Raw genomic sequence first — 24,744 nt, 5'->3', positions numbered from 1 at the left:
CCGGCGGTCTCAGCTCCGTACACACCGCCGTACTCGGACTTGAGCGTTTCTCGCCCCAGCTAGCGCTTCTCGCCCAAGCTGAGGCCGATTCTGGCCAGGGGTGGACCAGTCCGTCGCGATCGCCTGCTGCGACGTCGTGAGCTGTGCTTAACCGAAGCAGATCGCGGGGTGCCGTTTGGACTCGGCGGTGTATTTGGGGTTGTTGGGGCCCGTGCCTGTCTTGTGCCCGGGTGATGGCGGTTCGACCCACAGGTTTCCGGGGCGCTGGGGTCCCCGCCGAGATCGAGGGAGATGAGGTGACCGTACTTCGCGTCGTGGAGGGCGCCGGTGAATTTTTGGGACTTTGCGTTGGCCGTCTTCGCCGCGCCGGTGGTCGAGACGGGCGAGCGGGTCGTTGTGGTGTAGCCGGGCTTGCAGATCGTCGACTTCAGCGACGCCGGAGTGACGTTCGGATTCAGTGCGCCCGGCGTGCACTTGGGGTCCGGCAGTGGCTGGCCGTGTTCGGCGCCGGAAGGGCAGGAGTCGGCGAGTGGCCGGGCATGGACCGTGTATTTCGTCTGTGGGCCGGGACCGTTCTGCGGAGCCGCTTGTGCGCTCTGTGCGGTGGAAGCCGGGGTCGACCGGGTCGTCGGCTGCTTCGCGTGGCGACCGGACGCAGACAGGCGGAGCCGGTGTCTTTCGGGGCTAGGGATCTGGCGGTCGGAGTGTTCTGACGCTCGGACCGGACGACAGCTCCCATCAGGGAACCCGTGTCAGGTCGAAGGGGGTGAGACTGTAGAACACCACGGACGTCACCAGCACACCTCGGAACGGCATATCAGGGCTGCCGGGTACGGACGGGGTGCGCTACGTGTGGGCATGTCTGTGTTTCGTGACGCACGACGCAGCAGTGTGTCGAGCGGGTTCCCGAAGGGGACCTCGTTGGGGTTCAGCCGGTAGGGAAGTACGACGGTGTGCGGACGCGCATCGTGGTGGCGAGCTCACGAAGAACGGACTCGTTCACGGGTGGGGTGGTCGCCTGGATGACGGCGACAGCGTCGCCGACCCGTGTGTAGTACTCGACGTACTGGTAGTTCGCCGAGCGCCACACTCCGGGAGTCACCTGGGAGCAGGCGGGTGATGGTGTGGGGGAGCTGCTGGTGAGCGCGGCGCAGTGGGAGGACGGGGTGAATCCCGGCTGCACGGGGCCGACGATCACCTTTATTTCCTGATGGAGTTCGTCCATGGTGTTCGCACCCCTGCGCAGGTTGTCGGGTGTGAGCCGGTAGAAGAACGTGGGGTCATTGCCGCCGGACGAACCGGTCGCGCCGGCGCCGTTCAGGTAGTAGCCAGTGGGCACGTTCGGCCCCAGGAGGGGGACATGCGCAGCGGCCAGTTCGTTGCTCTGCCTGCTCTGCTTGGCTTGTGTGGAGGCAAACGACCCGATCGGCATCAGCAGGAGCAGGACGAGTGCCACGGCTGCTCGTGGCCACAGCGGTCTGCTCGACTGAGTGGACCAGGCCGCGAGGGCAAACGCACCCATGCACAGGGCGAGTTGGACGTACGTCGCGCCGTCGTGAACCCACTCGGTCAGGTGGGTGCTCCATGAGACGTACCAGCCAATGCCGATGCCGAGGAGCGCGGTGAGCCAAGCCGGTCGGACGTTGACGAGACGCAGGGCTGTCCACGAGAAGAAGAAGAGCAGAACCGGCACGACATAGGACCACAGAAGGGCAATGCCGAGGCAGCCGTAGCCCTGCGCCTTTTGGCAGGTACTGGAGTCCAGAATCAGCCGCGTCGCCAGCGTGAAAGCCGTCACGCCGACCAGCCCGACACCGGCCGCTCGTGCCGCATGCCATGACCGTCTGACAGCCAACGGCTCTACCACCACACTGCTCATCGTGCCTCCCCCGATTCGTGCGAGATCCTATAGAACACGCTGTCGGGTCGTCGGGGCGCTGTACAGATCGACATTGGCCACCTGGTGCCCCTCGATCACCACCTGGCCGGGGGCGGAGCCACCGGAGGACCTGAGGCTGGAGATCCGTACGCCCAGTTGCACGACCGTCGGCGCCGCTTCGCCCCTGCAACGTGATCTCTTCGGTGTGGCCCCCAGGAGATGCGGTGGTGGCCTTCGCGGGCGATGTGCTGCGAGACGGCCTGAACGCCCCGATGGAAGGCCGCTGCTCCTCGCCCGAGTTGGGGTTCCGCCGAAGCCGGAGTCGGCTGTTCCGCGGGCGTCACGCCCAGCGCCGAGAGGCAGCGCTGCTGCTCTTGGGCGGTTTCGTCCACGCGGTCGGCTGTCGTTGGAGCCATGTGCCGAGGTCGTCTGATCTCGACGATCACCTCAGAGGATTCGCACCCGGTCTTGTTTGTCCCACTCTCACCGTCCCTGGCTGAGCACGCTGGCGACAATGCCCAGCACGATGAGGACTACGGCGAGCACAACCATGCGTAGGCGAGGGCGAGTTGATGAGCCCGGTGCCTTCCGGGTGGGTGGCTGGGCGCCTGCCTGGGTGGGCGCCTGGTGCGCGAAGGGGGCCCGCGGGGGCGGTGCGTATGCCTGCTGGGCATCGGGGGAGGCCGGCCCGGGCTGCGGGTGCAGGCCGGGTGATGGGGCGGGGCTGGTCGGTGAGTCCGGGCCGGGCACAGGAGCCGGGGCGGACGGCGGCGACTCCAGGACGGTGGGTGTGCGGGCCGGTGCGGGTTCGGGTGTCGCAGGGCGGGGCGGTGCGAAGTCCAGCAACTGGCCTGCGCTCCGGCCGAGTTGTTCCAGCACCAGGCCGGGCAGCCAGGGCCTCGCCGCCTGTTCGCCGGTGCGCGCGGCGATGTCCTGGGGGGTGGGGCGCCCGGATGGGTCCTTGTGCAGACACGCCTGTATGAGACCGAGCAGCGACTTTGGCACCCCGTCGAGATCCGGCGCCTCCTCGGCGACGCGGAACATCAGCGCGTGCAGCCCGCTGTCGATGGTGCCGAAGGGGGAACGTCCGGTGGCGGCGTAGGCGAGGACCGAGCCCAGGCAGAACACGTCGGAGGCGGGGGTCAGTTTGAGGCCGCGTACCTGTTCGGGGGACATGAAGCCGGGGGACCCGATCACCGCGCCGGTGCGGGTCAGCGGGCCTTCGGCGAGGGTCTCCAGGGCCCGGGCGATGCCGAAGTCGATGACGCGCGGGCCGTCCACCGTGACGAGGACGTTGGACGGCTTGAGGTCGCGGTGGATCAGCCCGGCCGCATGGATGTCGGTCAATGCGTGCGCCAGGCCGTCGGCGAGGGAGTGCACGGACGCCTCCGGGAGCGGACCGAAGTCTCTGGCCACCACATCGTGCAGAGACGGACCGGGTACGTACTGGGTCGCCACCCACGGCACCCGCGCCTCGGTGTCGGAATCGAGCACGGCCGCCGTCCAGGCTCCGCCCACCCGCCGGGCGGCAGCCACCTCGTGTGCGAAGCGCTTGCGGAAGTCGGGCTGTGCCGCGTACTCGGCCTGTACGACCTTCACCGCGACGGTGCGCCCGACATCGGAGCGGCCGAGATACACGAGGCCCATCCCGCCCGCGCCGAGGCGGGCGATGAGGCGGTAGTGGCCTATGTGCGCGGGGTCCTCGGCGATCAGCGGTTCCACGGGAAGAAAGATAGCCCAACTACCGGACGGAGCGGGCAGATCGAGCCGTGGAGCCTGACGCCCGTGGCTCCGTGAGCGCGTGCACGGTGAAGGGCTTGATTCGCCGTGACGTACACCCCTGATCAGCGGTTTCGACCCCGGTAGGGATGATGCCCATCACGGAGAGCGCGGGGGAGAAGAAGCCACGCCCTCGCCGCGCGTTCACGCCGGAGTCCAGGGCCGAGATCGTCGAGCTGTGCCGGCACGCTGACCGCTCGACCGGCCGGCGGGCAGGTTCCGCCGGCCTGGTCGGACAGGTGACCGGAGCCGTTGGAGTGTCGGGACGCGCGTTCCGTCACCGGCAAAGGTCGCCAGCCCCCCCGCCCCGGACTCCGCCATACCAAGAACTCCTGACGAGATGATCTCCAGGATGGATCGGGTGGGAGGTAAATGCGTCGACAGCGTCCTCTGCACCCGGCAAAGTGGCCGTCCGTGACGAGCAGTGAGCTGTGGACCCGTGCGACCGCCGACCGCTACGACGCCGAGGAGACCGAAATGTCCTCGGCCGCCGTTCTCGGACCGACTCTCGCCTTCCTCGCCGAGCTCGCCGGAGACGGCCGGGCACTGGAGTTCGCCATCGGGACCGGACGAGTGGGCGTTCCCCTCCGGGAACGTGGCGTGCCGGTAGTAGGTATCGAACTGTCGGAGCACATGGCGGCGGTGCTGCGGCGCAAGATCGACGTGGACATGCTCCCGGTGATCATCGGGGACATGGCCACCACCGTCGTCCCCGGCGAGTTCAGCCTTGTGTATCTCGTCTACAACACCATCACGAACCTGCTTACGCAGGGCGAACAGGTCGAGTGCTTCCGCAACGCTGCCCGTCATCTGGAGCCCGGCGGCCGGTTCGTCATCGAGCTGGGCGTGCCACCGCTGCGGTTCCTTCCGCCCGGCCAGGTCGCGGTGCCGTTCGACGTGTCTGAGCAGCATCTCGGCTTCGACACCTTCGACCTGGTCGAGCAGATTCTCGTCTCGCACCATTTCACCCGCGACGGCGACGACGGCCGCTACCGCCGTGGTAACTCCCGGCATCGGTACGCCTGGCCGGCGGAGCTCGACCTGATGGCTCAGATCGCCGGGCTAGAGCTGGAACGTCGCGTCGCGGACTGGGGCGGGGCGCCCTTCACCCAGGACTCCGCGAAGCACATCTCCGTGTGGCGCAAGCCGACTTGAGGTCTGCCACCAGGCTGCCAATGCGAGCCCCGCCTGTGGTGAAACTCCTTTGGGTCGACGCTGCTCGCGACCGTGCGCACCAGCACCTCACCCGCTCCGCACTCCGGCTCGTCGGCCTCCCGGACCGCGAGTACCTCCGGACCTCCGTGGACATCGCTCTGTACCGCACGCACAACGAGAACTCCTTCTTGAGGTGGGCGGGGACAGAGCCGTACTCGCCCGTGGGCAGCCACGGGTCGAGCTCCCACCGGGGCCGGTCACGCGTGGCCGGGTTCAGCAGTCGTAGCGGTGGGTGGTGGGCCAGTCGGGGCAACCGCGGCAGAGGAAGACGTAGACGCCTCCGCAGTCCCCCATGTCCATCCCGTGACTGTCGTCCTCGTACTCGTGGTGGCCGCGGACTTCCCAGCCGGACCCGGGGCGGGTTCGCTCCTCCGCCGGGAGCCAGCGGCCGCACGATTCGCTCGCCGAGATCGTCAGCAGGTGCTCCATCGGCACGCCGCAGGTGCAGTGGGGCCAGTCCGGTTCCTGCGTCCAGCCCGGGTATCCACCGACCTTGCTCTGCAGAGTGGTGAAGGCGTCGTAGTACGAGATCCCGGCGGTTTCCTCCAACTCGCTGCTCCAGTTGCCCACACGCTCGCAGAGCTCGGCGGGCAGGTCCCCGTTCGGGTACTCCACGGTCTCGGTGGGGTGGACCACGCAGGGCCGTGGAACGTAGTCGTCGTCGAACTCGTACGGCAGCGGTGCCTGTTCCAACAGCGGCTGGGGCAGCACCTCGGCCGTCGAGCGCCATCGCAGTACGGGCACCGGCGACCTCTGGTCGTGTTCGGAGTGGACCAGCGGGCACCAGAGCACCTGGAGCGCATCGGTGCCGGGCGGGAAGACGAGCGCGGGGACATCGCGCGCGAACAGCTGCAGCACGGGCACCATGGCGACAGGAGCGGGGCCGACGACCGCGCAGTCACGGGCGGGGTTGTAGTGGTCGGCCGCGGTGCAGCTCGGCCAGGTCTCCTCGGCAGGCCACAGCAAGGGCCCGCCGAGCGAGCTGTCTTCCCGCCCAGGTGTGCCGATACGTGGGTACAGCAGCGTGACCGTACGCGCATACGGCGCGAGCGCCGGGAAGTGCTCCGCGATGTCGACCGGGGGCGGCGGAACGGTGAGACTCATGATCCCCTCAAAACGACGCATCGTAACGCGGCGGTCAGAGCGTCCTGGCCGGTCATCATGACCGGCCAGGACGCTCTGACCGACAGCTTGACCAGTTACCTGCCTACCTGCAGGCGTCCAGCCGCATGCTGCCCGGCACCCAGCACGGCTTTGCCGTTCGGAAACGGCAGAGCTCCCCAGCGTGAAGTCCCACGTTCAGTGCCGCGAGCAAGGGATGTGAGGATGCAGCCATGCGCGATTCGGGGCGCGGGTTGTGGGCCGGCCGCTCAATTGCCGGGTTTGTCGTATCCGGATGGCGGGGACTCTTCCGCCCGTTCCGCACCGCGGGTTCGAGCCGCGCAGCTACGATGAACAGCACGGGCCCCCGGGGCCTGAACACCCGCTCGTGGGGAGGCAGTTGTGGCAGTGCCGCTGGATGCCGACGGCGAGGACGGCCATCGCCCCGACTACCCGCCCAAGACCCCGCCTCCGCCGAAGAAGCCGGTCGAGCCGCCACGCCCCGAAGGCGCGACACTTCGCTCCATGTTGGTACGGCCGCGTCTTGCGGCGCGGATCGCGAACCGCAGGGCTGCGAACTGGACGCTGGAGAACGCCCCTTGGGAACCGGCGAAAGCGGCCCGGCACGTCATCGGCAAGCTGGCCGGATGGGGCTACCACCTGGACACCGACCGGGAAGCCGGCATCACGGCCGTGACCGTCCTGCTGACCCGGGCCGCCCTGACCGACGGGGGCCGCCGCGTCAGCCTCCACCTGGCCGACCAGGACCACCAGGCTCTCATCCTCGTCCTGTCCCACCAGGCCGGCCACGCACCCGAGGACGAGCGCCTGTTGCGGGAGGTGACCGCGCTGGGAGTCGCTTCGTGCGGCACGGATACCGATCAGGCAGACGGTGGCCGGCGACGCTGGGCCCTGGCCGACCTGGACGGGTAGTTGCCGGCGGCAGCGCGGACGCGTCCAGCACCCCGCCTGGCCCCAACGCCCCGTGCCGTCGGGATGCATTGCTGTCGGAGGCCGCAGAGAGCGGGTTGACCGCCCATGCCCCCGTACACGTGTGGCTGTCATCCGCCCTGGTCGAATGGTCATTTGACCGGGACTTTATCTGTAGCTTATATTCCTCGCCTTGACTTGCCCGTTCGGGACAAGTGCATCTTTCTGTCCCGTGGGGGGATTAATCATGCGTTACTACATAGACGGGCTGAGAAAGTACGCGACGTTCAAGGGCCGGGCCACGCGCGCCGAGTTCTGGATGTTCGCGCTGATCGACAGCGTCATCACTGTCGCGCTCTACTTCGGCGGGCCGGCTCTGGGCATCGGAATGGTGCCCGTGACCCTTTACACGCTGGCGACGGTCCTGCCGAATCTCGCCGTGACCGTCCGCCGACTCCACGACACCGGCCGGTCGGGCTGGAATGTCCTGTGGGGCATCATCCCCATTGGCTCGATCGCAGTGCTGATCATGTGCGTCGGCGAGAGCTCGACGGACGAGTCCTACGGTCCGTACCCGGGCACCGCGGACCCGCTTCCCCCGCTTCCCGCCGTCTGACGCTCGATACACCGGGGCCCCGATGACGCCGTATCAGGCCGTCGTCGGGGCCTGCGGCATTGTGTCCAGGAGCGCACCCCGCCGGATGGTCGTCGAGGACGCGCACGAGCTCCGCTCCTCTGCGCCGGAGGCCCGTTGGGGCAGTGCCGCCGCTGTATGCCGATGCCGAGGACGGCCACCGGGGCTACCGGCCGAAGACTCCGTCTCCTCCTAAGAAATCTGTAGAGCCGCCCCGGCCCGAGGGCCGTACCGAGCCGGTTCTGTGTTGGCGCGGTCGCGGCTTGCGGTGCGGATCGCGAACCGCCGGGTGGGGAACTGGGCCCTGGAGAACGCCCCTTGGCCATCCGCCGAGGCGGGCCGGTACGTGATCGGGAAGCCGGCCGAGTGGGGCTACGCGCTGAACGCTGACCAGAGAGCGGACATGGCCGCGGTGACGGTTGTGCGGCCCGGGCCGCCTTGCTGACGGCGCGGCTGGCGGATCAGCCAGCCCACCAAGATCTACGTTCATGTCCACCGAGAGCGTCGCCGCCCCCACCTTTTGTGACCACACGGAAAGTCGCTCAACACACCAGCATCAGCACTGAGAGCGGAACCGCCCGTCTATCCCTCATCGACCTCCTGATCGGCGGCTTGGTGGGCGTGGTCGATCTCGGCCATGTGTTCCTCCGCCCAGGTCCGCAGCCCTGCAAGCACGGTTTCAAGAGACAGCCCGAGTCCGGTGAGTCGGTAGAAGACCCGGGGCGGCACGGTCGGTTCGACCCGGCGCGACACCAGCCCGTCGCGGGTCAGACTTCGCAGCGTCACGGACAGCATTTTCTGCGAGACGCCGGGCATCCGGCGTCTCAGCTCCGCGAAGCGCACCTCGTCCGGTGCGGCATCGGCGAGCGTCTTGACGGCCATGGACGTCCACTTCGTGCCGATGCGGTCCAGCAACTGCCGCGTCGGGCACAGAGGATCGAAGAGATCGCCGCGTACCCCGCGACCGGTGGCCCGGGATCCTCGGGTGGTCACCTGGGGCTCACCACCTTCCGTGAAAGTGCCGTCTAGGAAGCGGCCGGGCGGTTACCTATCGTTCTGTGGTCACCAATGGTAACCACTGAGTGGGAGGATCTGCCATGCATGTCACCACCGCACACCGACTGCGCCGCATCGAGACGAACGGCGTCCAGCTCAACGTCGCGATCGCCGGGGAGGGACCTGCGGTTCTCCTGCTGCACGGCTTCCCGCACACCTGGCGGCTCTGGAGCGGCATCATGGGCCGGCTGGCCGGGCAGTACCGGGTCATCGCCCCGGACCTGCGAGGCTTCGGCGCCAGCGCACGTGCCGTCGAGGGTTACGACGCCGGTACCCTCGCCGCCGACGCCGAAGGGTTGCTCGACGCACTCGGCGAACCCACGGCAGCGGTGGTCGCCATCGACGCGGGCACCGCCCCCGCCGTCCTGCTCGCACTGCGCCGACCCGGTCGCGTGCGGCGCCTGGTCGTCATGGAGGCACTGCTCGGCCGCCTGCCCGGAGCCGAACACGTAGTCGCGGGCGGCGCCCCATGGTGGTTCGGCTTCCACGCCGTCCCCGGCCTTGCCGAGACCGTCCTGGCCGGCAACGAGGCACCGTACATCGACTGGTTCCTCGACTCGGGGACGCTCGGGCGAGGAGTCCCCGACGACATCCGTGCGGCCTTCGTCCACGCGTACACCGGGAGCGAGGCCCTGCGCTGCGCGTTCTCCTATTACCGGGCCCTGCCCACCAGCGCGCAGCAGATCCAGGACGCCGTCGCGACGGCCCGGCTGACCATGCCCACCATGGCCGTGGGCTCTCACCCCGTCGGCACCGGCCTCGAACGCCAACTCCGGCCCATAGCCGACGACCTGGTCGGACACCATCTCCAGGACTGCGGCCACATCATCCCCCTCGACTGCCCCGACGCGTTGTTCGCGCTCCTCGCCCCCTTCCTCTCCGCCGACCTGCCGAAGTGAGCCGGAACGCGGCCGAAGGATCACACGGTCGGAGGTTCGGGCGGACAGCCCCGGTGGGCAGCATCGCTCGTTTGCCGTCCGCACAGCCGGGGCGCTGTGCCAGTCCTCCTGCGTCGCGGTGTTGCTCCGTGCCAGGGCGGCAGCTCGGTCGTGACGCTCGTGGCCCGGTCTGCCGCGGTCGGTACGGCGAGCGCCGGTCGGCGGTGGGTACGGCGCAGCATCAGGCGGGCCATGAAGGGGCGGACGCGGCGTACGACGGCGAAGTAGAGCCGACCAGCCGGGTTGTGAAGGCGGACGACTGTGCCGAAGGTGACCGGGCCGCACGCGACGAGGGTGGAGGCGCGGAAGCCCAGATGCCGGTCCTCCCGGCCGAGGAGGAGCTCAAGTCCGGTGCGTCCTACGACCGGGAACGGCGCACCGCGCAACACGTCGGTCCAGGCCTCAGGTTCGGTCGGCATCCCGGGTTCAGGCCCAGACTGATGGCGGCGCGTTCGACGTCGTCGAGGAGGTCCTCGACAACCGCGCGGTGCATGGGCCCGATCGTCAGACGCCACAACAGTCATCTGTCGATCGGGTATTGGCCCTGAAGTGTGTGAGTGACCCGGCAGTGTTCGGGGCCCTTGGCCGTACGGTGAGCTCGTGCCAGCAGTACCCGCCGATGTCGGGCCGGGCCTCGCCGATCGCCCGAGCTGTCTGTAAGCAGTTCCGCAGGCACCACGGTTCCAAGGTGTTTTGGTATCAGGCGCGAACTCGCGGTCGTGAGCTCACCCCGGCCCTCGGCGGCCCTCTTCTCGTTGCTGGGCCGCTTGTAGGGGTTCACCGTCGACCCCTTCGACCGGCGAGCAGTCGTACCTCTCGTGATCGTTTTGCCGAAGTCCTGGCTCGGCCGGTCCCTCCAAAGGAGCTACACCCACCGCACTTGCGACGGGGCGTCCTCCCTGCGCATGTGGGGGCGGGCCACGTTTCTCGCCTCGACCTCAGGCGTGCAGCCGTAAAACCAGTTGGGTGTAGCTCTTTTGGAGGGACGGTCTCGCCTGTCCCTCCCCTCGTAGCGTGGAGATGTCCGCTGTGAGGGGAGGGAACACTCGCCTGCGGCCAGAGGCTCAAGGCCCTGACCAGATGCGATGCGGCAGGCTTGAGACTTTGCGATAGCCCTGGTTAGAAGGCGCTGTTGCTGCAGCCCATGCTCGAACCCAGGTGGGTTTCCTGAGCACCCGCGTTGCCCTCGCCGTTCAGGAGGTTGCCGCCCAGGCCGTTGAGGATGCCGACCTGGCCGAGGACGTCGACGTTCAGGTCGTGCGACTTGCAGTTGCTGCTCTGCCCGATGTTGAAGCTGTCGCCGCCTTTCCCGCCGTCGTGTGCCTGGGCCGTGCCGGTGGCCAGCATTCCGAGGCTGCCGAGGGCGGCGACCAGGACGGCCGCCTTGCGAAGCGTGTTCACGTGGTCTCCAAGGGAGTGGAGTGGGTGCGATCCGTGGCAGATCGATTCCTTACGGTCACGAAAATTAGATTAAATACCATCAAAACGCTCTGAAGGCGCGCCGGAAGCCGCGATCGAGTTCAGGAGGCCGCGGCTGCGCGGCCTGTGGAGAGGCTGGGGCTCGTACAGGGCGAGCAGCACCGCCTCGGCGCGGTTCGGACTCGGTGCCGCGGGTCTTCATCGCCTTCTTCGACGCGATCTGGGCCCAGCCGTCCGTGGTCGAGAGGAGCTTGGGGGTGGAGAACTGCTCGGCCGTCGTCTGGTCGACGTACAGGCGAAGCGGCCGCGGCCGCTGGACGGGTCCGGGAGCAGGAGGCTTCGGGTCGCGGGACACATCTCATCGCGTTTGCGCCACGGCCGCATGATCGAGGCAGCGGGGGTCCTTGCTGGGGACTCCGAAACCATCACACCCACGATCTGTGCGTGGTGCCGGCCGGTCTCGGCCCAGCGCTTCAGTATCGAGACGACGCCGTGGCCGATGCCGTTCTGGCCGACCTTGACCCGCACGGGGCGCGGGGAGTTGAGGGTGTCTGGCCACGGTCCGTCGTGCGCGGGACGGACCAAGTGCCGTTCGGCGGGCGCCAGATCACGAAGTCGGCCTTGCCGCTGCCGTTGGCTGGCACCGGAACGTCGGTGGGGAACCGCCCTACTGCCGGATCGTCTGGCTGCTGTCGGCAATCAGGGTTCTGCCGGTTCAGCACTTCCTTCAATCTCGTTGCGGGTTTTCGGTGATCGCTTGGCCGCGCGGGTGGGGCTGTGAGAGGACTGGGTTCGGCTCTTGCGGGCGGGTTCGCAACGAGCCCGCGTTTCGTGCCGGGGCTTCCCCTGCACATCACCCCTACCTGTGAATGAGGGAGCGTCTCGGGGCAGAAGTGATTCCCGCTGGTGCTTACACGCTGACCAGTGTCACGAGCGGTCTCGTGCTGGATGTGTCGGGGCGCGAGCAAGGAGGACGGCGTCACCGTCTACCAGTGGAACACCAACGGAACGGACGCCCAGATCTGGGAAGTTGAGCCCCGCGGCGCTCGGCCCCAAGCACTGCCGACTGAGGGCCCGGTGGAGCGGCAAGTACCTGGACGTGCAGGGCGGCAGCAAGGAGAGTGGCGCGGCCGTCCTGCAGTCGACGCCTGACCCGGCCCGACAGTCACAGCTGTGGGCGATCGGATACACCCGCTTCGGCGACAACGGGACCAGGATGGTCGTGAACACGAACGCCATCGCCTCCCTGGCCATTGAGGGCGACAGCATGGAGCGGGGCGCCGAAGCCATTCAGGGCATGAGCCGGAAGCTCAGCGACGCATGGGTCCTGACACCGGTGAAGTAGCCGGATTCTGGCGCACCCGCCCCTGATCTCATGGCCGGGGTAGCACATCAACTCCCGGCCCGGCGGTGTCAGTCCGCCCGGATGCTGCGCCTGCTCTCCCTGCCCCAGATGCGCCGCACCTGGACCGGCGACGAGCTCGCCGAACGTCTTGGCGCCACCCTGCGCACCATCCCCGCCGAGACATCGACCGTTTGCGCACCCTGGGCTGCCCGGTCCAGGGCACCACCGGGCAGGCCGGCGGCTGCAAACTGGCCGCCGGAACCGACCTGCCACCGATCCTCCTGGACGACGAGGAAGCCGTCGCCATCGCCGTCGCCCTGCACACCGCCACCAGCGGCGTCGCCGGCATCGAGGAAACCGTGGTCCGCGCCCTGGCCAAGCTCGAACAGGCCCTGCGCGTCCGGCTGCGCCGCCAAGTCACCGCGATCCAGTCCACCGCCGCCCCGCTACCGGTGCCCTGGAGCACCGGCCCAACAGGCGACCCCTCCACGCTCGCCACTCTGGCCGCCGCCTGCCGCGAGCACGAGACCCTCACCTTCACCTACCGCAGAGGCAGCGGCAAAACGGGACGACGGCGCGTAGAACCGCACACCCTGGTCGCCGCCGACCCCATCTGGAACCTCATCGCCTACGACTGGAACCTCATCGCCTACGACACCGAACACGCCGAATGGCGACTTCCGCGTCACCTGGCCCCTGTCCGACCGCGTCCACTCCCTCGATGAACACACCAGCATCCTCGCCCCGGTCGGCAACAATCCCCAGCCCATCGCCGAACAACTCCTCGGCATCGACCTCGGCCCCAGCGAAACCATCCAGGGCACCCCGAACTCGCCCCGCACCCTGAGCAGTTGGGGAGCCATCTGCTGCGCTCCGCCCGAGCCCTCGCCGAGCAGGGCGAGAACGGCGGCAGCCCGCAAGCGGCGGTCGGCACGTCCAACGGCGGCGGCGCCGGGGACCAGTGAGTACTGGTCGGCGCCGCAGACGATCGGGCGGGCCGGGCCACTTGGGCGGGAGCTCTCGTATGACCTCCATGGCCATCGTCAGCCAGCCCTCCAGGACATCGCCGTCGAGGGTCTCCTCCGCCAGGACCACCCAGCCGTTCTGCTCCTTGCCGCGGAACACCAACGGAAACCCCCAGACCACAGCCCCTCCTTGTGACGCGAGCGTTGAGATCCCACAGCCTGGACAGCGCCCGGAGCGGCCCGTAGAGGCTCGCGGCTGATGTCGTCATCTCGCGGCCCGTCTCGGACCCGTGCCGTCTACGGCATCACCGTGAGACCAGCGCGTGGGTGCTGCTGCTCAGCGCCTCGTCTCGTACCTGGTCAGGACCACACCGCCGGGAAACGTCCGCGTCTCCACCAGGTTCAGGTTCACCCAACTGCCCAGCGCGGTGAAGAACGGCGTGCCGCTGCCCACCAGGACCGGATGGGCAGCGATCACGTACTCGTCGATCAGCCCGGCGCGCATGGCTGCCCCGGCGAGGGTCGCGCCGCCGATGTTCATTGCGCCGCCGTCCTCGGCCTTGAGCCGCGTGATCTCGGCGATCGCGTCGCCTGTGACCAGGCGGGTGTTCCAGCCGACCGTGTCGATCGTCGAGGAGAACACCACCTTCGGTGTGTCCCGCCAGTTCCGCGCGAACTCGATCTCCGCCGGGGTGGCGCCCGGCTGCTGATCGCCGGTCGGCCAGTAGGAACTCATCGTCTCCCACAGCTTGCGCCCATACAGCGACAGGCCACTTGCCTTCTCCTGGTCGAGCCACCACTGGAACAGCTCATCGCTCGGCGGCCCGCTCCAGCCGATGTCGTCGCCGGCCGCGGCGATGTAGCCGTCCAGGGTCAGGTTCATGCCGTAGATCAGTTTCCGCATGGCCCAGCCTTCCGTCCGTGAGTGTCCGGCTTATAGACCAGCACGGCACGGGAAACTCATCGGTGCGCGACCTGGGCTCGCCAGCAGTCCTCACGCTCGGGGCTCAGCGTGGGGTACTCGGCCGACTCGGACGGCCGCGTCTCGGCTGGGTGTGCTGCTCGGCGGCGTCGAACGCGGGCGCGAGCGGGGCCAGCGCCGTGCGGAGTTGGTCGGGCAGGGAGCCGGAGGGCACGACCAGTCCTCCGGTGGCGAGACTCTCGGCGGCTTCGGCGTTTGCGGCCGGCTGGAGCCAGTCTTCCAGCGCGATGCGAATCGCCGCGGCCACGCTTGCCGCGAGAACGCGGGCTGTGTGCGCTCCGGCGTCACCCAGGCGTTCGGCGATCACCGCCGTGAGAGGGGGCTCGATGGAGGCGGTGGCGTCGAAGAAGGCGTCGCGCAGCGCGGTGTGGGAGGTGATCAGCAGCAGCGCCTTGTGTTCGCGCTCGCCGGTGTGCGTGTACTGCTCGACCACTGCTTGGGTGACGGAGTCAGCCAGGCGTACTCCTGCTGGTCGGGCTGCGACCGCCGCCGCTATGCGCGCCTCCCGGTCCGCGGTGACAGCGGAGACGATCGCCTGCTCACGGCTGGCGAAGTAGTTGTTGTAGGTGCGCGGCGAGACCCCGGCCGCTTCGGCGATGTCCTCGACGCGCACCTGGCCCGGTCCACGCTCCACGGCCAGGCGCAGGGCTGCCTCTTGCAGCGCCTCGCGCGTGGCCTGCTTCTTCCGCTCCCGCAGTCCTGGTGGTGGTGTCGTCACGGTGTCAGCGTTCCACACAGGACTGCGTACGCGCAAAGTTGCGCGTACGTAAATTTGCGTGCACGCATGTTTTCTGTCAGCCTCGGCCCGACGGAGACCAAGAGAGGACGTCACCATGCGAGCAAGAGGAATGACCTACGACACCGGATTCGTCATGCACGGCCAGACATCCCGCGAGGACTTCGACCTGGCGGTGGTCCGGCGGGAGCTCGCCATCATCCGCGACGACCTGCACTGCAACGCGGTCCAGATCATCGGCGGCGACCCGGAACGACTGGAGCTGGCCGCCGGTGCCGCCGCCGAACTCGGCCTGGAGGTCTGGTTCTCGCCCTATCCGCTGGAGCTGGATCCGGAACAGATCCTCACGCTCTTCCGCGACTGCGCCGAGCGAGCGGAACGGCTTCGACAGCAGGGAGCCACGGTCGTATTCGTCGCAGGGGTCGAGCTGAGCGTGATGAACCGCGGGTTCCTGTCCGGAGAAAGCCCCGAGGAACGGGTCGAGCAGCTGATGGGCCAGCCCGAGCGACGGGCCGAAGCGATGCGCGAGCTCGGGGTATGCATCAACGCATTCCTCCGTGACGCCGCGGCCACGGTCCGCCAGCGCTTCCACGGCAAACTCACCTACGCATCCATCCAGTTCGAGCAGGTCGACTGGACTCCCTTCGACATGGTGACGTTCGAGCTGATCCGCTCCGCCGAGGTCGCCGACCGGTTCCGGGAAGCGGTGCGCACCCTGGCTCAAGGCCCGAAGCCGCTTGCCATCACCGGGTTCGGCACCGCCGCCTACCGCGGCGCGGGCGACCGCGGTGGACGGGTGCTGGAAGTGGTCGAGCACGACCCGGAGACCAAGGCTCCTGTACGGCTGAACGGCATATACGAGCGTGACGAGGCCGGCCAGGCCACATATCTGAGCGAATTGCTGGAGGTCTTCGAGACCGAAGGCGTGGACAGCGCGTTCGTGTTCCTGTTCGCCTTGCCCGGCTACCCGCACCGCCCCGACGGTGACCCCAGGGACGACTTGGACCGGGCCGGCCTGGGCATCGTCAAACTCCTCGAAGGGCGCCAGGGACACACCTACCCCGACATGCAATGGGAACCCAAGGCCGCCTTCACGGCAGTGGCACAGCGGTACCGGAGGTGACAGGCCCCGCGCACGGTGAACACGGCTCGGGATCCGCACTGCGCCGCAGTGCGGATCCCGAGCAGAGGGAGCGGTATCCGCCGAAATGCTCGGGAGTGTGGCCGCAGGGGTCGCGTCCGTCGTCAGCGTCTTGACGGCTCACCGAACAATTGGGCCCGCGCTCAAGTCGTCGCAGTCCTGCGAGGGCAACGCCCGGTGAGTCGCGAGCGATTCATGGACCACGTCACGCACGCTCTCGGCCTCGACGCCGGCGGGTGCCGCGCCGCGAATCGGGACCCGGCCGCGCTGGTGCATCGACCACCCAAACCGCAAGGTGCCAGAAGCCGTCCGCTGGGCAGAAGCCCATCGTGCAGGCGTCGCCGACCTGGAGAACCGGTGGCCTCAGGCGACATCGTGACAGTCCAGGCCGGGTCGCGGTCCGGGTGAGCGGGGCATGGAGGCCTGGGAGTTCTTGCGGTCTGGTGCGGCGCCGCGCGCCTACGACCCGGCATCCGTCGCCGGTGCCTGACGGCAGTGCACACCTCATGCGAGTGCTGATCGCCCTCGTCCCCACGCCGGGGTGGGCTCGTTCGTTTACGGAGACGGGGCGGACCTGCTCCCATTCGTCCGCGGGTTCAAACCCCGCTGGCACTGCAGCAGCTGACCTGTACATGCGCCGCGTATCACCTGCCCGAATGGCTCCCGACGGCTCAACAGGCGAGTTCCGAAACGGTCTCGGAACCGCCTTCACCGTCGAACCTTCCGCACCCTGACGGCCAGTTGCGGAAGGCTTTCGCCTCAAGGTCACTCAGGGGGTCACCTGCCTCGGTGCCCGGCTGGTGGCTGGGCACCGAGGAGGTGGTGACGTTACTTGCTGAACGCGGTGTTGTTGCAGCCCATGCTGGAGCCCATGGAGGTCTGCTGCGAGCTCGGGTTGCCTTCGCCGTTGAGCGCGTTGCCCAGCAGGCCGTTGAGGATGCCGACTTGGCCGAGGATGTTGAGGTTCAGGTCGTGCGACCTGCAGGTGGTGCTCTGTCCGACGTTGAAGCGGTCGCCGTGCTTCCCGTGACCCCCGTCGTGCGCCTGGGCGGTGCCGGTGGCCAGCATTCCGAGGGTGCCGAGGGCAGCGACCAGCACGGCGGCCTTGCGAAGCTTGTGCATGTCATCTCCGGTGGAGAGAAGTGGACGCGATCTGTGACAGATCGACTTCGTGTGGGTACAGAGGTAATACGACGTATCCCTCAAGCACTTGGCGGCGCGCCGCAATCGGGGAATCCTCACCGCCTTGGTCGGCACGCCGCGCTGTGGGCGGGCCGGAATCGGCGTGAACCACAGCACGGGGGGCACAGGGCGATTGCGGTCGGCGGATTCCGGAGGGCCAGCCAGGCCACGGGCCGTCAGGTCACCGCTGGTGTCACCCAGTCCGGCTACCTCCAAAAAAGCTCCGGGCCGCTGGGCAGACCCTCCTCGGCCTCCTGCACCGGGTGTCTGTTGGGCGACGGCGTTGCGTCGTGCGGGCAGGTGAGGCGTCCGGCCTCCGTACGGCCAACCGGCCCCATGGGCGGGCCCCTTCGGCGGCTGGCCGGCCGCAGGCGCCGGGAGGACAGCGGATACGGGCTCGAAGAGCGAGCCGGCCGTATCTCCCTCCCACACCGACCGGCCGCGCAAGCCTCCTGCTGGAAGGGGTGTTGTCCACGATTGAGGGCGGCGAGACGCCGATGAGCTGGGAGTGCTCCAGGCCATTGGCGAAGCCTGTCGGTCGTCAGTCGAGGCCTTCGATGATGCGAAAGTCGCGCTCGACGGCGTCTGCGAGAGTGGCCAGCGCCTCCTGGTAGGCCGCACTCGCGTGTGTCGCGACGGCCTGATCGAAGCTGTCGAACTCGATCAGGATGGTGCGCTCGGCGATGCCGGCGTCGTGTGCGACAGCCCTGCTACCACGGGAGAGGGTCCGTCCGCCCCCTGCCCGGACCGCCGGACCGGCCAGCCTGTCATAGGCAGCCAGCTTCTCGGGGTCGGTGATGGTGCGGTACGCACTGACCCAATAGCCCTTGGCCATGAGACCTCCACTGTTCGCGACTGTACGTCTGACTTCGAATGCACACTTCATGGTCTTTCAAGATCAAGCGATGTTCAGAAGCATGCTCAGATCCATGGCCGGCGCGCTGTGGGTCAGCGAGCCGACAGAGATGGCGTCGACACCGGTCTCCGCGACCGCGCGCAGGTCGTCCAAGGTGATCGTGCCCGAGGCCTCCAGCCTGATGTCGGAGTCTGGGGCCAGTTCGCGTCGAAGACGGACGGCCTCGGCCACCTGCGGCACGGTCATGTTGTCGAGCATGATCCACGACGGCTCGGCCTGCAGCGCCTCACGAACCTGAGCGAGCGTGGCCACCTCCACTTCGATGGCCATGGCCCTTCCCTCCGACGCCATGTTCTTGCGGACGCTGTCGATGGCGGTGGTGACGCCGCCCGCGGCTGCGATGTGGTTCTCCTTGAGCAGCACCATGGCGGCGAGGTCCAGCCGATGATTGCTCCCGCCGCCTGCGGCGACCGCGTACTTGTCCAGCAACCGCAGCCCAGGAGCGGTCTTGCGGGTGTCCAGAACGCGGACGGGCAGATCGCGCACGGCGGTCACATACCGATCGGTGAGTGTGGCAATGCCGCAAAGGCGCTGGAGGAAGTTCAAGACCGTCCGTTCGCCGGTGATGATCTGGTGCGCAGGGCCGGAAATCCTCGCCAGGACGTCGCCGGCCTCAAGGCGAGTGCCGTCGGGCACTGATTCGTCGATCTGTGTCTCACCGCCGATGCGGGCGTAGACCTCGGCGGCCAGGGGCACCCCGGCGGCCAGCCCCGGTTGGCGGGTGACGATGACCGCCGTCGCCCATTGTCCTGGCGCGACGCTCCATCGAGTGGTGACGTCATCGGCGGCTGCGTCTTCGGACAGCGCGAGTGCCACGGCGTCGCGGGCTGCCATCTGAGGGATCTGCATGCGGGTGGTCCTCAGCTTTCGTTTCGAGTCGACTCGCCCCGGCTCGGCACACCGGTCACCCGCCACGCCGCAGGCGCAGTCGCCAAAGGAGCCTTCGGGCCGGACGGGGGGAAGGTCGGGGGCGCTCACGGTCACCGCTCCTGGAGAAGGGGAGGGAGGGTCGGAGGGAATTCCGCTGTGGCGGTGGCACGAACATCGAGGGAACGGTCGGGGCGCATGGTTACGATCAAGTGGCGCTGCCAGGCCGCGTCCTTGCGGTCATCGTGGTCCTCGCGCCAGTGGCAGCCACGGGTCTCCTCGCGGCTCTGTGCGGCGGCGACCAGGGCGCGGGCCACGCACAGGAGGTTCGTCGCCTCCCAGGACTCGACGCCGGGGACCGCAGGTTTGCGGTCGCCGGGGGTTTCGGCGTCGGCGTCCGCGCTGATCGATTCGAGCTGCGCGGCAGCCTCGGCGAGGCTCGACGACGAGCGGACCACTCCGGCTCCCTTCGTCATGATCCGCTGGATCGCGAGGCGGGAGTCGGGAGCCAGGAGCGGAAGCGTGGTGCCCTCGAGGGTCTCCGGTTCGGGGCGGTTGCGGGACGTTGCCGTGATGTGTTGCGCGATGCGTTCCGCGAAGACCAAGCCCTCCAGGAGGGAGTTGGAGGCGAGGCGGTTGGCGCCGTGGACTCCGTTGCACGCCACCTCGCCGCAGGCATAGAGGCCTGGGATGGTGGTGCGGCCGTGCAGGTCGGTGCGTACGCCGCCCGCTGCGTGGTGAGCAGCCGGGAAGACGGGGATCGGCTCCTTGACCGGGTCAATGCCATGGCTGCGGCAAGCGGCGAGGATCGTGGGGAAGCGGGCCTGCCACATCTCGCCTCCGAAGTGGCGGGCGTCCAGGTACATGTGCTCGGTGTCATGGAGCCGCATCTGGCGGCTGACGGCCTTGGCGACGATGTCACGGGGGGCCAGTTCGGCAAGTTCATGCTGCCCGAGCATGAAGCGGGTGCCGGTCGCGTTGACCAGGTGCGCGCCCTCGCCCCGTACCGCCTCGGAGACCAGGGGCTGCCGGCCCTCGGAACCGGAGCCCAGAAAGAGGACGGTGGGGTGGAACTGGACGAATTCGAGGTCGGAGACCTCTGCACCGGCGCGCAGGGCAAGCGCCACGCCGTCGCCCGTAGAGACGGAGGGGTTGGTCGTCGCGGAGAAGACCTGGCCCATTCCACCGGTGGCCAGCACGACGGCAGGCGCGCGGACCGCGCCGACTCCGTCGTGTTCGCCCTCGCCCATGACGTGCAGAGTCACGCCTGCCGCGCGGCCCTCGATGTCGGTCAACAGGTCCAGAACCAGGGCGTTTTCAATCGTGAGGAGGGCCGCAGCCCGCACCGCCTCGACCAGTGCACGGGAGACCTCCGCACCCGTGGCGTCGCCGCCCGCGTGGACGACGCGGCGACGGTGGTGGCCGCCCTCACGGGTGAGGTGGAGGTCGCCCTCGGGCGAGGTGTCGAAGTGGGCTCCGGTGGCGATCAGCCGTCGTATGGCGTCAGGACCCTCGGTGACCAGGGCACGGACCGCGTTCTCGTCGCAGAGCCCGGCCCCGGCGACCAGCGTGTCGTCCAGATGCTGCTGAGGGGTGTCTCCCTCGCCATGGGCTGACGCGATGCCGCCCTGGGCCCAGCGCGTGGAGCCGTCGCCCAGGCCGGTCTTGGTGACGATGACGGTGTGCAGGCCGGCCGCATCACAGCGCAGGGCCGCGGTGAGGCCTGCCACGCCCGATCCGACGACCACGACGTCCGCGTCGATCGACCAGCCTGGTGCCGGCGCGTGCAGGCGCATGCCGGTCGCGGTGCCTGTTCCCGTTCCTGTTGCGGACACGGTCACTGGGAGCCCCCGAAAGCGAGCGGGGTGTTGGCGATACGGCGGGTGGTGTCGGCCCTGGCGGCCGCCGGGAGGGTCTCCTCGCCCGTGTGGTCGTCGGGGACCTCGGTGAAGTGGGAGAAGCGTGGTGTGCCGGGCTCGTGCGGTATGCGTGCGGTGCGCGCTGCGAAGCTGACGGCGTGGTACCACCCGCACAACAGCAGCAGGTCGAGCAGCTGGAGGTCATCGAAGACCGAGGCCAGCCGTGCCCACAACGCGTCATCGATGTCGGAACGCTCGTGCAGCATGTCGACAGCGAGGATGAGCAGCCGTTCCGGCTCGGAAGTCCAGCACGGGTCGCCCGGACCGCCGTGCACCAGTGACATCGCCTGCTTGCGGGTGAGTTCCACCCGCTCGGCGAACGTCGTCATGTGCACGCCCCACTCGTACTCGCAGCCGCACCGCGCGCACGTCCGGTCGATGACGATCTCGCGTTCCCTCATGGTCAGAGTCAGCTGCCGGCCCAACTCGTAGCGGCCCCACCCGTGCATGGCGCCGGCCATCGAGAGGTTTCGGGCGAACATCCGGAACAACCCGATCGGTTGGGCGTCCCCCGGCATCATGCGCGCGAGCAGTGCGCCGGCCTGGTCGGTGTACGGCGGTTCCAGCAGGGCTATCCGAGACATCGGCTCTCCCGTCGAGTTTGTTTCGAAATCCGAAACGCCCGGTGGATGCTAGTGTTTCTAATACCGAAACGCAAGGAGGGTCATGCCGACACCGCGCCCAGGAATACCGGTACGTGGATCGACGACCGGCCGCCCTCTCATGGCCGCGTTGGACCTGTTCGGCCGCCGGTGGGCACTGCGCATTCTCTGGGAGCTGCGTGCGGGTCCACTCGGCGCCCGCGCGCTGCTGGCGCGGTGCGAGGGACTGTCATCCAGCGTCCTCTACCAGCGCCTTCGCGAACTCACATCGAGCGGGATCATCGCGCCCTCGGCCGATGGCTACGAGCTCACCCGGCTGGGAACAGAACTCAGTGGCGCCTTCCGCCGGCTGGACGAGTGGGCGGTCACCTGGGCACAAGAGCTAGAACGCAACGATCAAGAGCCCACGGAGACCTGAAGGTCGCACCCGGCCAGGTGGAGCCCTGATGTGCGTGGAATCCGGAGTTCCTGCGGGAATCGGTCGCCATCTAGGACATGCTCTGCCCCGACCGGGCTCGTCCTCGGCTTCGAGACCGAATACACCTGGGCCAGAGCCGTCCTGCGGCAGCGGCAGTGCTGCGAGAAATTCATCGAATCGGGGACGCCGACGATCGTTCCCGACTGGGCCACTGCCGAGCTCGCCAAGGCGTCCGCGAACGCCTTCCTCGCCACGAAGATCTCCTTCATCGACGCCATCGCCGAGGTCGGTGAAGCCTCCAGCGCCGACGTCACCACCCTCGCAGACATCCTCGGCCACGACGCACGCATCGGCCGTCGCGGGATGCGGCCCTGACCCGGCTTCGGCGGCGGCTGCCTGCCCAAGGGCATTCGCGGCTTCATGGCCCACGCCAGCAGTTCGACGGCAATCTCATGGGCAAGCGGGTCACCGTCTGGGGCGTCGCATTCAAGCCGAACACCGACGACATCCGGGACTTGCCCGCCCTCGCCCTCGTCCCGAACTCCCCGAGCTCGGTGCCACCGTTACCGTCACCGACCCGCAGGCCGGGGGCAACGCCCGTAAGACGCACCCCGAGCTCGGCTACGCCGACGATCCGATCGCCGCCGTCCAGGACGCGGACCTGCTGCTGTACCTGAGCGAATGGGCTCAGTTCAGCCACGCCGATCCGCACCGTCCCGCCGCGCGTGCCACGAAGGCGCAGGTCATCGACGGCCGCGGCACACTCAACGCCAGCACCTGGTGCGACGCCGGCCGCGATCTCTTCCCCGCCATCCTCACCCCGCGGGGACGGGAGGGCCAGTGATGGCGCGGCCACAGGGCGGTCAGTCGCTCGAGGCGTCGGCGACCCAACAGGTCAGTCCTCGCGGGTCACTTCGGCGCGCAGCAGCTCCGGACCCATCGGTCCCAGGCTGAAAGCATCGTGGTGGACCCCTTCGTCACGGCCGCGGCCGGTGGAGTCGGCTCACTGGCCGGGCAGTCCGCCCGCCTGGGAGGCGTGAGGAGGATCATCGGCAGTACCAGCTCCCGGCACAAGAGCCGGTACGTGGTCGAGGAACTCGGCTACGACGCCGTCGTCCCCCTCGGTGCGGGCCCGGTCGCAGACGAACTGCGCGAGGCGGCGGCGGCATTGACACGGTCTTCGACGGGGTAGCCCCAGGGCGAGATCCGCTCGGGCACCCCGACGATCTCCTTTGTGTCGGGCAGGCGGGTCGCCGATGTCGCCGTCACCCGGCCGTGGGCGGCGAAGTGCGTGGTCACCAGCCGACGGCACCTCGCCCACCCCGCGGGCAACCCGCGACAGCGAGGACATGTAGCCGACACCCTGATGACGACGCGTCACCTCATGGAGCCAACGAGAGGGCCGAGTTCGTGCTCACTGTGAACGGTGCGGCCATGGTCATCCCGAGCTCCGACAGTAGTTGGGCCGTGGCCGCTTGCCGCCCCGTGGAGGGCGGGTGGCGGAGATGGTCTTCAGGGAGAGCCGGGCGTGTTTGTGTGAGCTGGGGGTGCCCGACGGTGGTCCCGACACCAAAACGCTGGTGTCGGGTGCGACGTTCGCGGATGGGCGGGCGGCTGTGGAGTGCGGGCCGGTCCGGGCTCTCGGGGTGCCGCTTCGGTGGTGTTTCAGCGGGCCGGGTGGGGGGCCAGTGCCACCGTGGCGCTGAAGACCCGCCGTTCGCGCTGCTGTGCGTCGATCCGCACGCGCGGGCGGTTGTGGAGGTCGGGTGCGAGGGGGGTGGTGGTGAGCAGGCAGGGCGCGTCGAATTCGACGTATCCGTCGAAGGTGGTGGTGAAGGCGACGGGGGTGGCGGGTGTGTCGTGGCTTGCCTGGGCCGCCTGGCTTGCTGCCTCGAGGAGCACCATGCCGGGTATGTGGTCGTGGGGGTGGTCGTAGAGGACGGTGTGGCCGGTGTCGACGCGCATGTGCCATCGGCCTTCTTGGCCGGTGGGGGAGAGGACCACGTCTCGTGGGTTGGTGCGTCCCACGCGTTCGGGAGGGATGGGGGGAGTGGGCGGGGCGGCCCGCAGGAAGACGGTGCGGTCGGCGTAGGGGCCGCGCAGACGGTTGTAGATGCTGCTCGGGTGGGCGCTGTAGCAGACTTCGGCGGAGCCCGCGTACCTGCCGTCCACGCTGCCCTGCACATGTGCGACCAGCCGGACCGAGCCCATCCGGCGGTGCTCGATCGCCGAGTGGATGACCCGTAGGCGCAGGGTGGCCGGCCGCTGCGTGGTCCGCAGCGCGTCGGCGGCCACCTCCAGGTTCAGGTGCTGCCAGCCGAAGTGATAGTTCCTGGGTATGCCGTGTGCCGTGTGGCAGGACACGGCGAGTGCCTGACGCACGCTCTCGGTGAAGAGCAGGGGGCTGTGGGCCTGCGGGGTCGGCGTGTAGAAGTCGTGTGCCCGCGGCCATTGGACGGTGACCGCCTGTTCGCTGCCGCGCAGGTAGAGGCAGTCGGTAACGAAGACCTCCGACAGGTCGCGTTTGCCGACACACTCCTTGAGACTGGCCTGGGTGCGGACTTGCGGCGATGCGATCGATGGTGCCTCAACAGTGCATGGTGCTTCAGCGGTGCCGTATGACACGGTGCTGCCCTCCCCCAACTCGCTTCGACCTTGACGTGGCACGGTTGGACGCCTGCATGAGCACGAAATAAAATAGTGCCCGTTGTTTTTTTTGT

At 68.5% G+C, this 24,744-nt stretch carries 23 protein-coding genes and 2 pseudogenes; 11 read left to right on the top strand and 14 right to left on the bottom strand.

The features are described 5' to 3' along the window. Positions 1-928: 928 nt before the first annotated feature. On the bottom strand, positions 929-1,879 hold the full coding sequence (locus ABD346_RS34350) for a hypothetical protein (RefSeq protein WP_344380232.1): 951 nt from the start codon (positions 1,877-1,879) through the stop codon (positions 929-931). A 594-nt stretch (positions 1,880-2,473) separates the two neighbouring features. Then, positions 2,474-3,601, bottom strand: a pseudogene (locus tag ABD346_RS34345) (serine/threonine-protein kinase); the annotation flags it as partial. 471 nt (positions 3,602-4,072) lie between these two features. Here ABD346_RS34345 and ABD346_RS34340 point away from each other — a divergent pair. Beyond that, on the top strand, positions 4,073-4,813 hold the full coding sequence (locus ABD346_RS34340; RefSeq protein ID WP_344380231.1) for a class I SAM-dependent DNA methyltransferase: 741 nt from the start codon (positions 4,073-4,075) through the stop codon (positions 4,811-4,813). Between the two features lie 273 nt (positions 4,814-5,086). Here ABD346_RS34340 and ABD346_RS34335 read toward each other — a convergent pair whose 3' ends face one another. Then, positions 5,087-5,977: a hypothetical protein gene (locus ABD346_RS34335; protein ID WP_344380230.1), complete on the bottom strand. Its 891-nt coding sequence runs from the start codon at positions 5,975-5,977 to the stop codon at positions 5,087-5,089. Positions 5,978-6,376: 399 nt separating this feature from the next. Between ABD346_RS34335 and ABD346_RS34330 the strand changes: the two genes are divergently transcribed. Both ABD346_RS34330 and ABD346_RS34325 read left to right on the top strand, forming a co-directional pair. Next, entirely contained in the window at positions 6,377-6,907 is a 531-nt protein-coding gene (locus ABD346_RS34330) for a hypothetical protein (protein ID WP_344380229.1), read from the top strand. Between the two features lie 244 nt (positions 6,908-7,151). Next, on the top strand, positions 7,152-7,520 hold the full coding sequence (locus ABD346_RS34325) for a DUF805 domain-containing protein (RefSeq protein ID WP_344380228.1): 369 nt from the start codon (positions 7,152-7,154) through the stop codon (positions 7,518-7,520). Between the two features lie 600 nt (positions 7,521-8,120). Here the strand turns inward: ABD346_RS34325 and ABD346_RS34320 are convergent. Further along, positions 8,121-8,531, bottom strand: coding sequence for a winged helix-turn-helix transcriptional regulator (locus tag ABD346_RS34320; protein ID WP_344380227.1), 411 nt, complete (start codon positions 8,529-8,531; stop codon positions 8,121-8,123). Positions 8,532-8,635: 104 nt separating this feature from the next. Between ABD346_RS34320 and ABD346_RS34315 the strand changes: the two genes are divergently transcribed. After that, complete coding sequence (locus ABD346_RS34315) at positions 8,636-9,493, top strand: alpha/beta hydrolase (protein ID WP_344380226.1); 858 nt, start codon at positions 8,636-8,638, stop codon at positions 9,491-9,493. Between the two features lie 20 nt (positions 9,494-9,513). On the opposite strand, the gene ABD346_RS34310 is transcribed toward ABD346_RS34315, so the two are convergent. Both ABD346_RS34310 and ABD346_RS34305 read right to left on the bottom strand, forming a co-directional pair. Then, entirely contained in the window at positions 9,514-9,951 is a 438-nt protein-coding gene (locus ABD346_RS34310; protein WP_344380225.1) for a DUF2867 domain-containing protein, read from the bottom strand. Positions 9,952-10,651: 700 nt separating this feature from the next. After that, positions 10,652-10,933, bottom strand: coding sequence for a hypothetical protein (locus ABD346_RS34305; RefSeq protein ID WP_344380224.1), 282 nt, complete (start codon positions 10,931-10,933; stop codon positions 10,652-10,654). 1,048 nt (positions 10,934-11,981) lie between these two features. On the opposite strand from ABD346_RS34305, the gene ABD346_RS34300 reads away from it, so the two are divergent. Next, on the top strand, positions 11,982-12,296 hold the full coding sequence (locus ABD346_RS34300; protein ID WP_344380223.1) for an RICIN domain-containing protein: 315 nt from the start codon (positions 11,982-11,984) through the stop codon (positions 12,294-12,296). 191 nt (positions 12,297-12,487) lie between these two features. Further along, complete coding sequence (locus ABD346_RS34295; RefSeq protein WP_344380222.1) at positions 12,488-13,021, top strand: helix-turn-helix transcriptional regulator; 534 nt, start codon at positions 12,488-12,490, stop codon at positions 13,019-13,021. A gap of 577 nt (positions 13,022-13,598) precedes the next feature. On the opposite strand, the gene ABD346_RS34290 is transcribed toward ABD346_RS34295, so the two are convergent. After that, a complete protein-coding gene (locus tag ABD346_RS34290; RefSeq protein ID WP_344380221.1) occupies positions 13,599-14,165 on the bottom strand; it encodes a dihydrofolate reductase family protein in 567 nt (188 codons plus the stop codon). Positions 14,166-14,268: 103 nt separating this feature from the next. Continuing rightward, complete coding sequence (locus ABD346_RS34285; protein WP_344380220.1) at positions 14,269-14,961, bottom strand: TetR/AcrR family transcriptional regulator; 693 nt, start codon at positions 14,959-14,961, stop codon at positions 14,269-14,271. Positions 14,962-15,091: 130 nt separating this feature from the next. On the opposite strand from ABD346_RS34285, the gene ABD346_RS34280 reads away from it, so the two are divergent. Then, on the top strand, positions 15,092-16,102 hold the full coding sequence (locus ABD346_RS34280) for a glycoside hydrolase family 113 protein (protein WP_344380253.1): 1,011 nt from the start codon (positions 15,092-15,094) through the stop codon (positions 16,100-16,102). A gap of 846 nt (positions 16,103-16,948) precedes the next feature. Here ABD346_RS34280 and ABD346_RS34275 read toward each other — a convergent pair. From ABD346_RS34275 to ABD346_RS38700, 5 genes are all read right to left on the bottom strand, one after another. After that, the gene (locus ABD346_RS34275; protein WP_344380219.1) at positions 16,949-17,242 is read right to left on the bottom strand and encodes a hypothetical protein; all 294 of its coding nucleotides are present in this window, start codon (positions 17,240-17,242) and stop codon (positions 16,949-16,951) included. Between the two features lie 601 nt (positions 17,243-17,843). Beyond that, entirely contained in the window at positions 17,844-18,137 is a 294-nt protein-coding gene (locus ABD346_RS34270; protein WP_344380218.1) for a DUF1330 domain-containing protein, read from the bottom strand. Positions 18,138-18,200: 63 nt separating this feature from the next. Further along, a complete protein-coding gene (gene nadC, locus ABD346_RS34265) occupies positions 18,201-19,067 on the bottom strand; it encodes a carboxylating nicotinate-nucleotide diphosphorylase (protein WP_344380217.1) in 867 nt (288 codons plus the stop codon). 131 nt (positions 19,068-19,198) lie between these two features. Beyond that, positions 19,199-20,881: an L-aspartate oxidase gene (locus ABD346_RS34260; RefSeq protein WP_344380216.1), complete on the bottom strand. Its 1,683-nt coding sequence runs from the start codon at positions 20,879-20,881 to the stop codon at positions 19,199-19,201. Between the two features lie 41 nt (positions 20,882-20,922). Next, positions 20,923-21,588: a carboxymuconolactone decarboxylase family protein gene (locus tag ABD346_RS38700; RefSeq protein ID WP_381226454.1), complete on the bottom strand. Its 666-nt coding sequence runs from the start codon at positions 21,586-21,588 to the stop codon at positions 20,923-20,925. A 139-nt stretch (positions 21,589-21,727) separates the two neighbouring features. Between ABD346_RS38700 and ABD346_RS34250 the strand changes: the two genes are divergently transcribed. The 4 genes and pseudogenes from ABD346_RS34250 to ABD346_RS34235 form a co-directional block, all read left to right on the top strand. Further along, complete coding sequence (locus ABD346_RS34250) at positions 21,728-22,024, top strand: winged helix-turn-helix transcriptional regulator (protein ID WP_344380215.1); 297 nt, start codon at positions 21,728-21,730, stop codon at positions 22,022-22,024. A 30-nt stretch (positions 22,025-22,054) separates the two neighbouring features. Further along, positions 22,055-22,399, top strand: coding sequence for a hypothetical protein (locus tag ABD346_RS34245; RefSeq protein ID WP_344380214.1), 345 nt, complete (start codon positions 22,055-22,057; stop codon positions 22,397-22,399). Further along, complete coding sequence (locus tag ABD346_RS34240) at positions 22,314-22,868, top strand: UDP binding domain-containing protein (RefSeq protein WP_344380213.1); 555 nt, start codon at positions 22,314-22,316, stop codon at positions 22,866-22,868. Before ABD346_RS34245 ends, ABD346_RS34240 begins: the two co-directional genes overlap by 86 nt. Positions 22,869-22,997: 129 nt before the next feature. Beyond that, positions 22,998-23,186: pseudogene (locus tag ABD346_RS34235) on the top strand (NADP-dependent oxidoreductase); the annotation flags it as partial. A gap of 503 nt (positions 23,187-23,689) precedes the next feature. Here the strand turns inward: ABD346_RS34235 and ABD346_RS34230 are convergent. Then, positions 23,690-24,649: a ScbA/BarX family gamma-butyrolactone biosynthesis protein gene (locus tag ABD346_RS34230; RefSeq protein WP_344380212.1), complete on the bottom strand. Its 960-nt coding sequence runs from the start codon at positions 24,647-24,649 to the stop codon at positions 23,690-23,692. Positions 24,650-24,744 lie beyond the last annotated feature (95 nt).

It is taken from the genome of Streptomyces mauvecolor (assembly GCF_039532965.1).
In the GTDB taxonomy this organism is placed as follows: domain Bacteria; phylum Actinomycetota; class Actinomycetes; order Streptomycetales; family Streptomycetaceae; genus Streptomyces; species Streptomyces violascens.
The sequence above is the reverse complement of the archived record's forward strand: the minus strand, read 5'-3'. Positions and strand labels throughout refer to the sequence as shown.

What these genes read in the sequence shown, in the direction of transcription:
- ABD346_RS34350 (WP_344380232.1), bottom strand. Translation starts at nt 1,879, where the DNA reads ATGAGCAGTGTGGTGGTAGAGCCGTTGGCTGTCAGACGGTCATGGCAT.
- ABD346_RS34335 (WP_344380230.1), bottom strand. Translation starts at nt 5,977, where the DNA reads ATGAGTCTCACCGTTCCGCCGCCCCCGGTCGACATCGCGGAGCACTTC.
- ABD346_RS34325 (WP_344380228.1), top strand. Translation starts at nt 7,152, where the DNA reads ATGCGTTACTACATAGACGGGCTGAGAAAGTACGCGACGTTCAAGGGC.
- ABD346_RS34315 (WP_344380226.1), top strand. Translation starts at nt 8,636, where the DNA reads ATGCATGTCACCACCGCACACCGACTGCGCCGCATCGAGACGAACGGC.
- ABD346_RS34310 (WP_344380225.1), bottom strand. Translation starts at nt 9,951, where the DNA reads ATGCCGACCGAACCTGAGGCCTGGACCGACGTGTTGCGCGGTGCGCCG.
- ABD346_RS34290 (WP_344380221.1), bottom strand. Translation starts at nt 14,165, where the DNA reads ATGCGGAAACTGATCTACGGCATGAACCTGACCCTGGACGGCTACATC.
- ABD346_RS34280 (WP_344380253.1), top strand. Translation starts at nt 15,092, where the DNA reads ATGACCTACGACACCGGATTCGTCATGCACGGCCAGACATCCCGCGAG.
- ABD346_RS34275 (WP_344380219.1), bottom strand. Translation starts at nt 17,242, where the DNA reads ATGCACAAGCTTCGCAAGGCCGCCGTGCTGGTCGCTGCCCTCGGCACC.
- ABD346_RS34270 (WP_344380218.1), bottom strand. Translation starts at nt 18,137, where the DNA reads ATGGCCAAGGGCTATTGGGTCAGTGCGTACCGCACCATCACCGACCCC.
- nadC (WP_344380217.1), bottom strand. Translation starts at nt 19,067, where the DNA reads ATGCAGATCCCTCAGATGGCAGCCCGCGACGCCGTGGCACTCGCGCTG.
- ABD346_RS34260 (WP_344380216.1), bottom strand. Translation starts at nt 20,881, where the DNA reads ATGCGCCTGCACGCGCCGGCACCAGGCTGGTCGATCGACGCGGACGTC.
- ABD346_RS38700 (WP_381226454.1), bottom strand. Translation starts at nt 21,588, where the DNA reads ATGTCTCGGATAGCCCTGCTGGAACCGCCGTACACCGACCAGGCCGGC.
- ABD346_RS34250 (WP_344380215.1), top strand. Translation starts at nt 21,728, where the DNA reads ATGGCCGCGTTGGACCTGTTCGGCCGCCGGTGGGCACTGCGCATTCTC.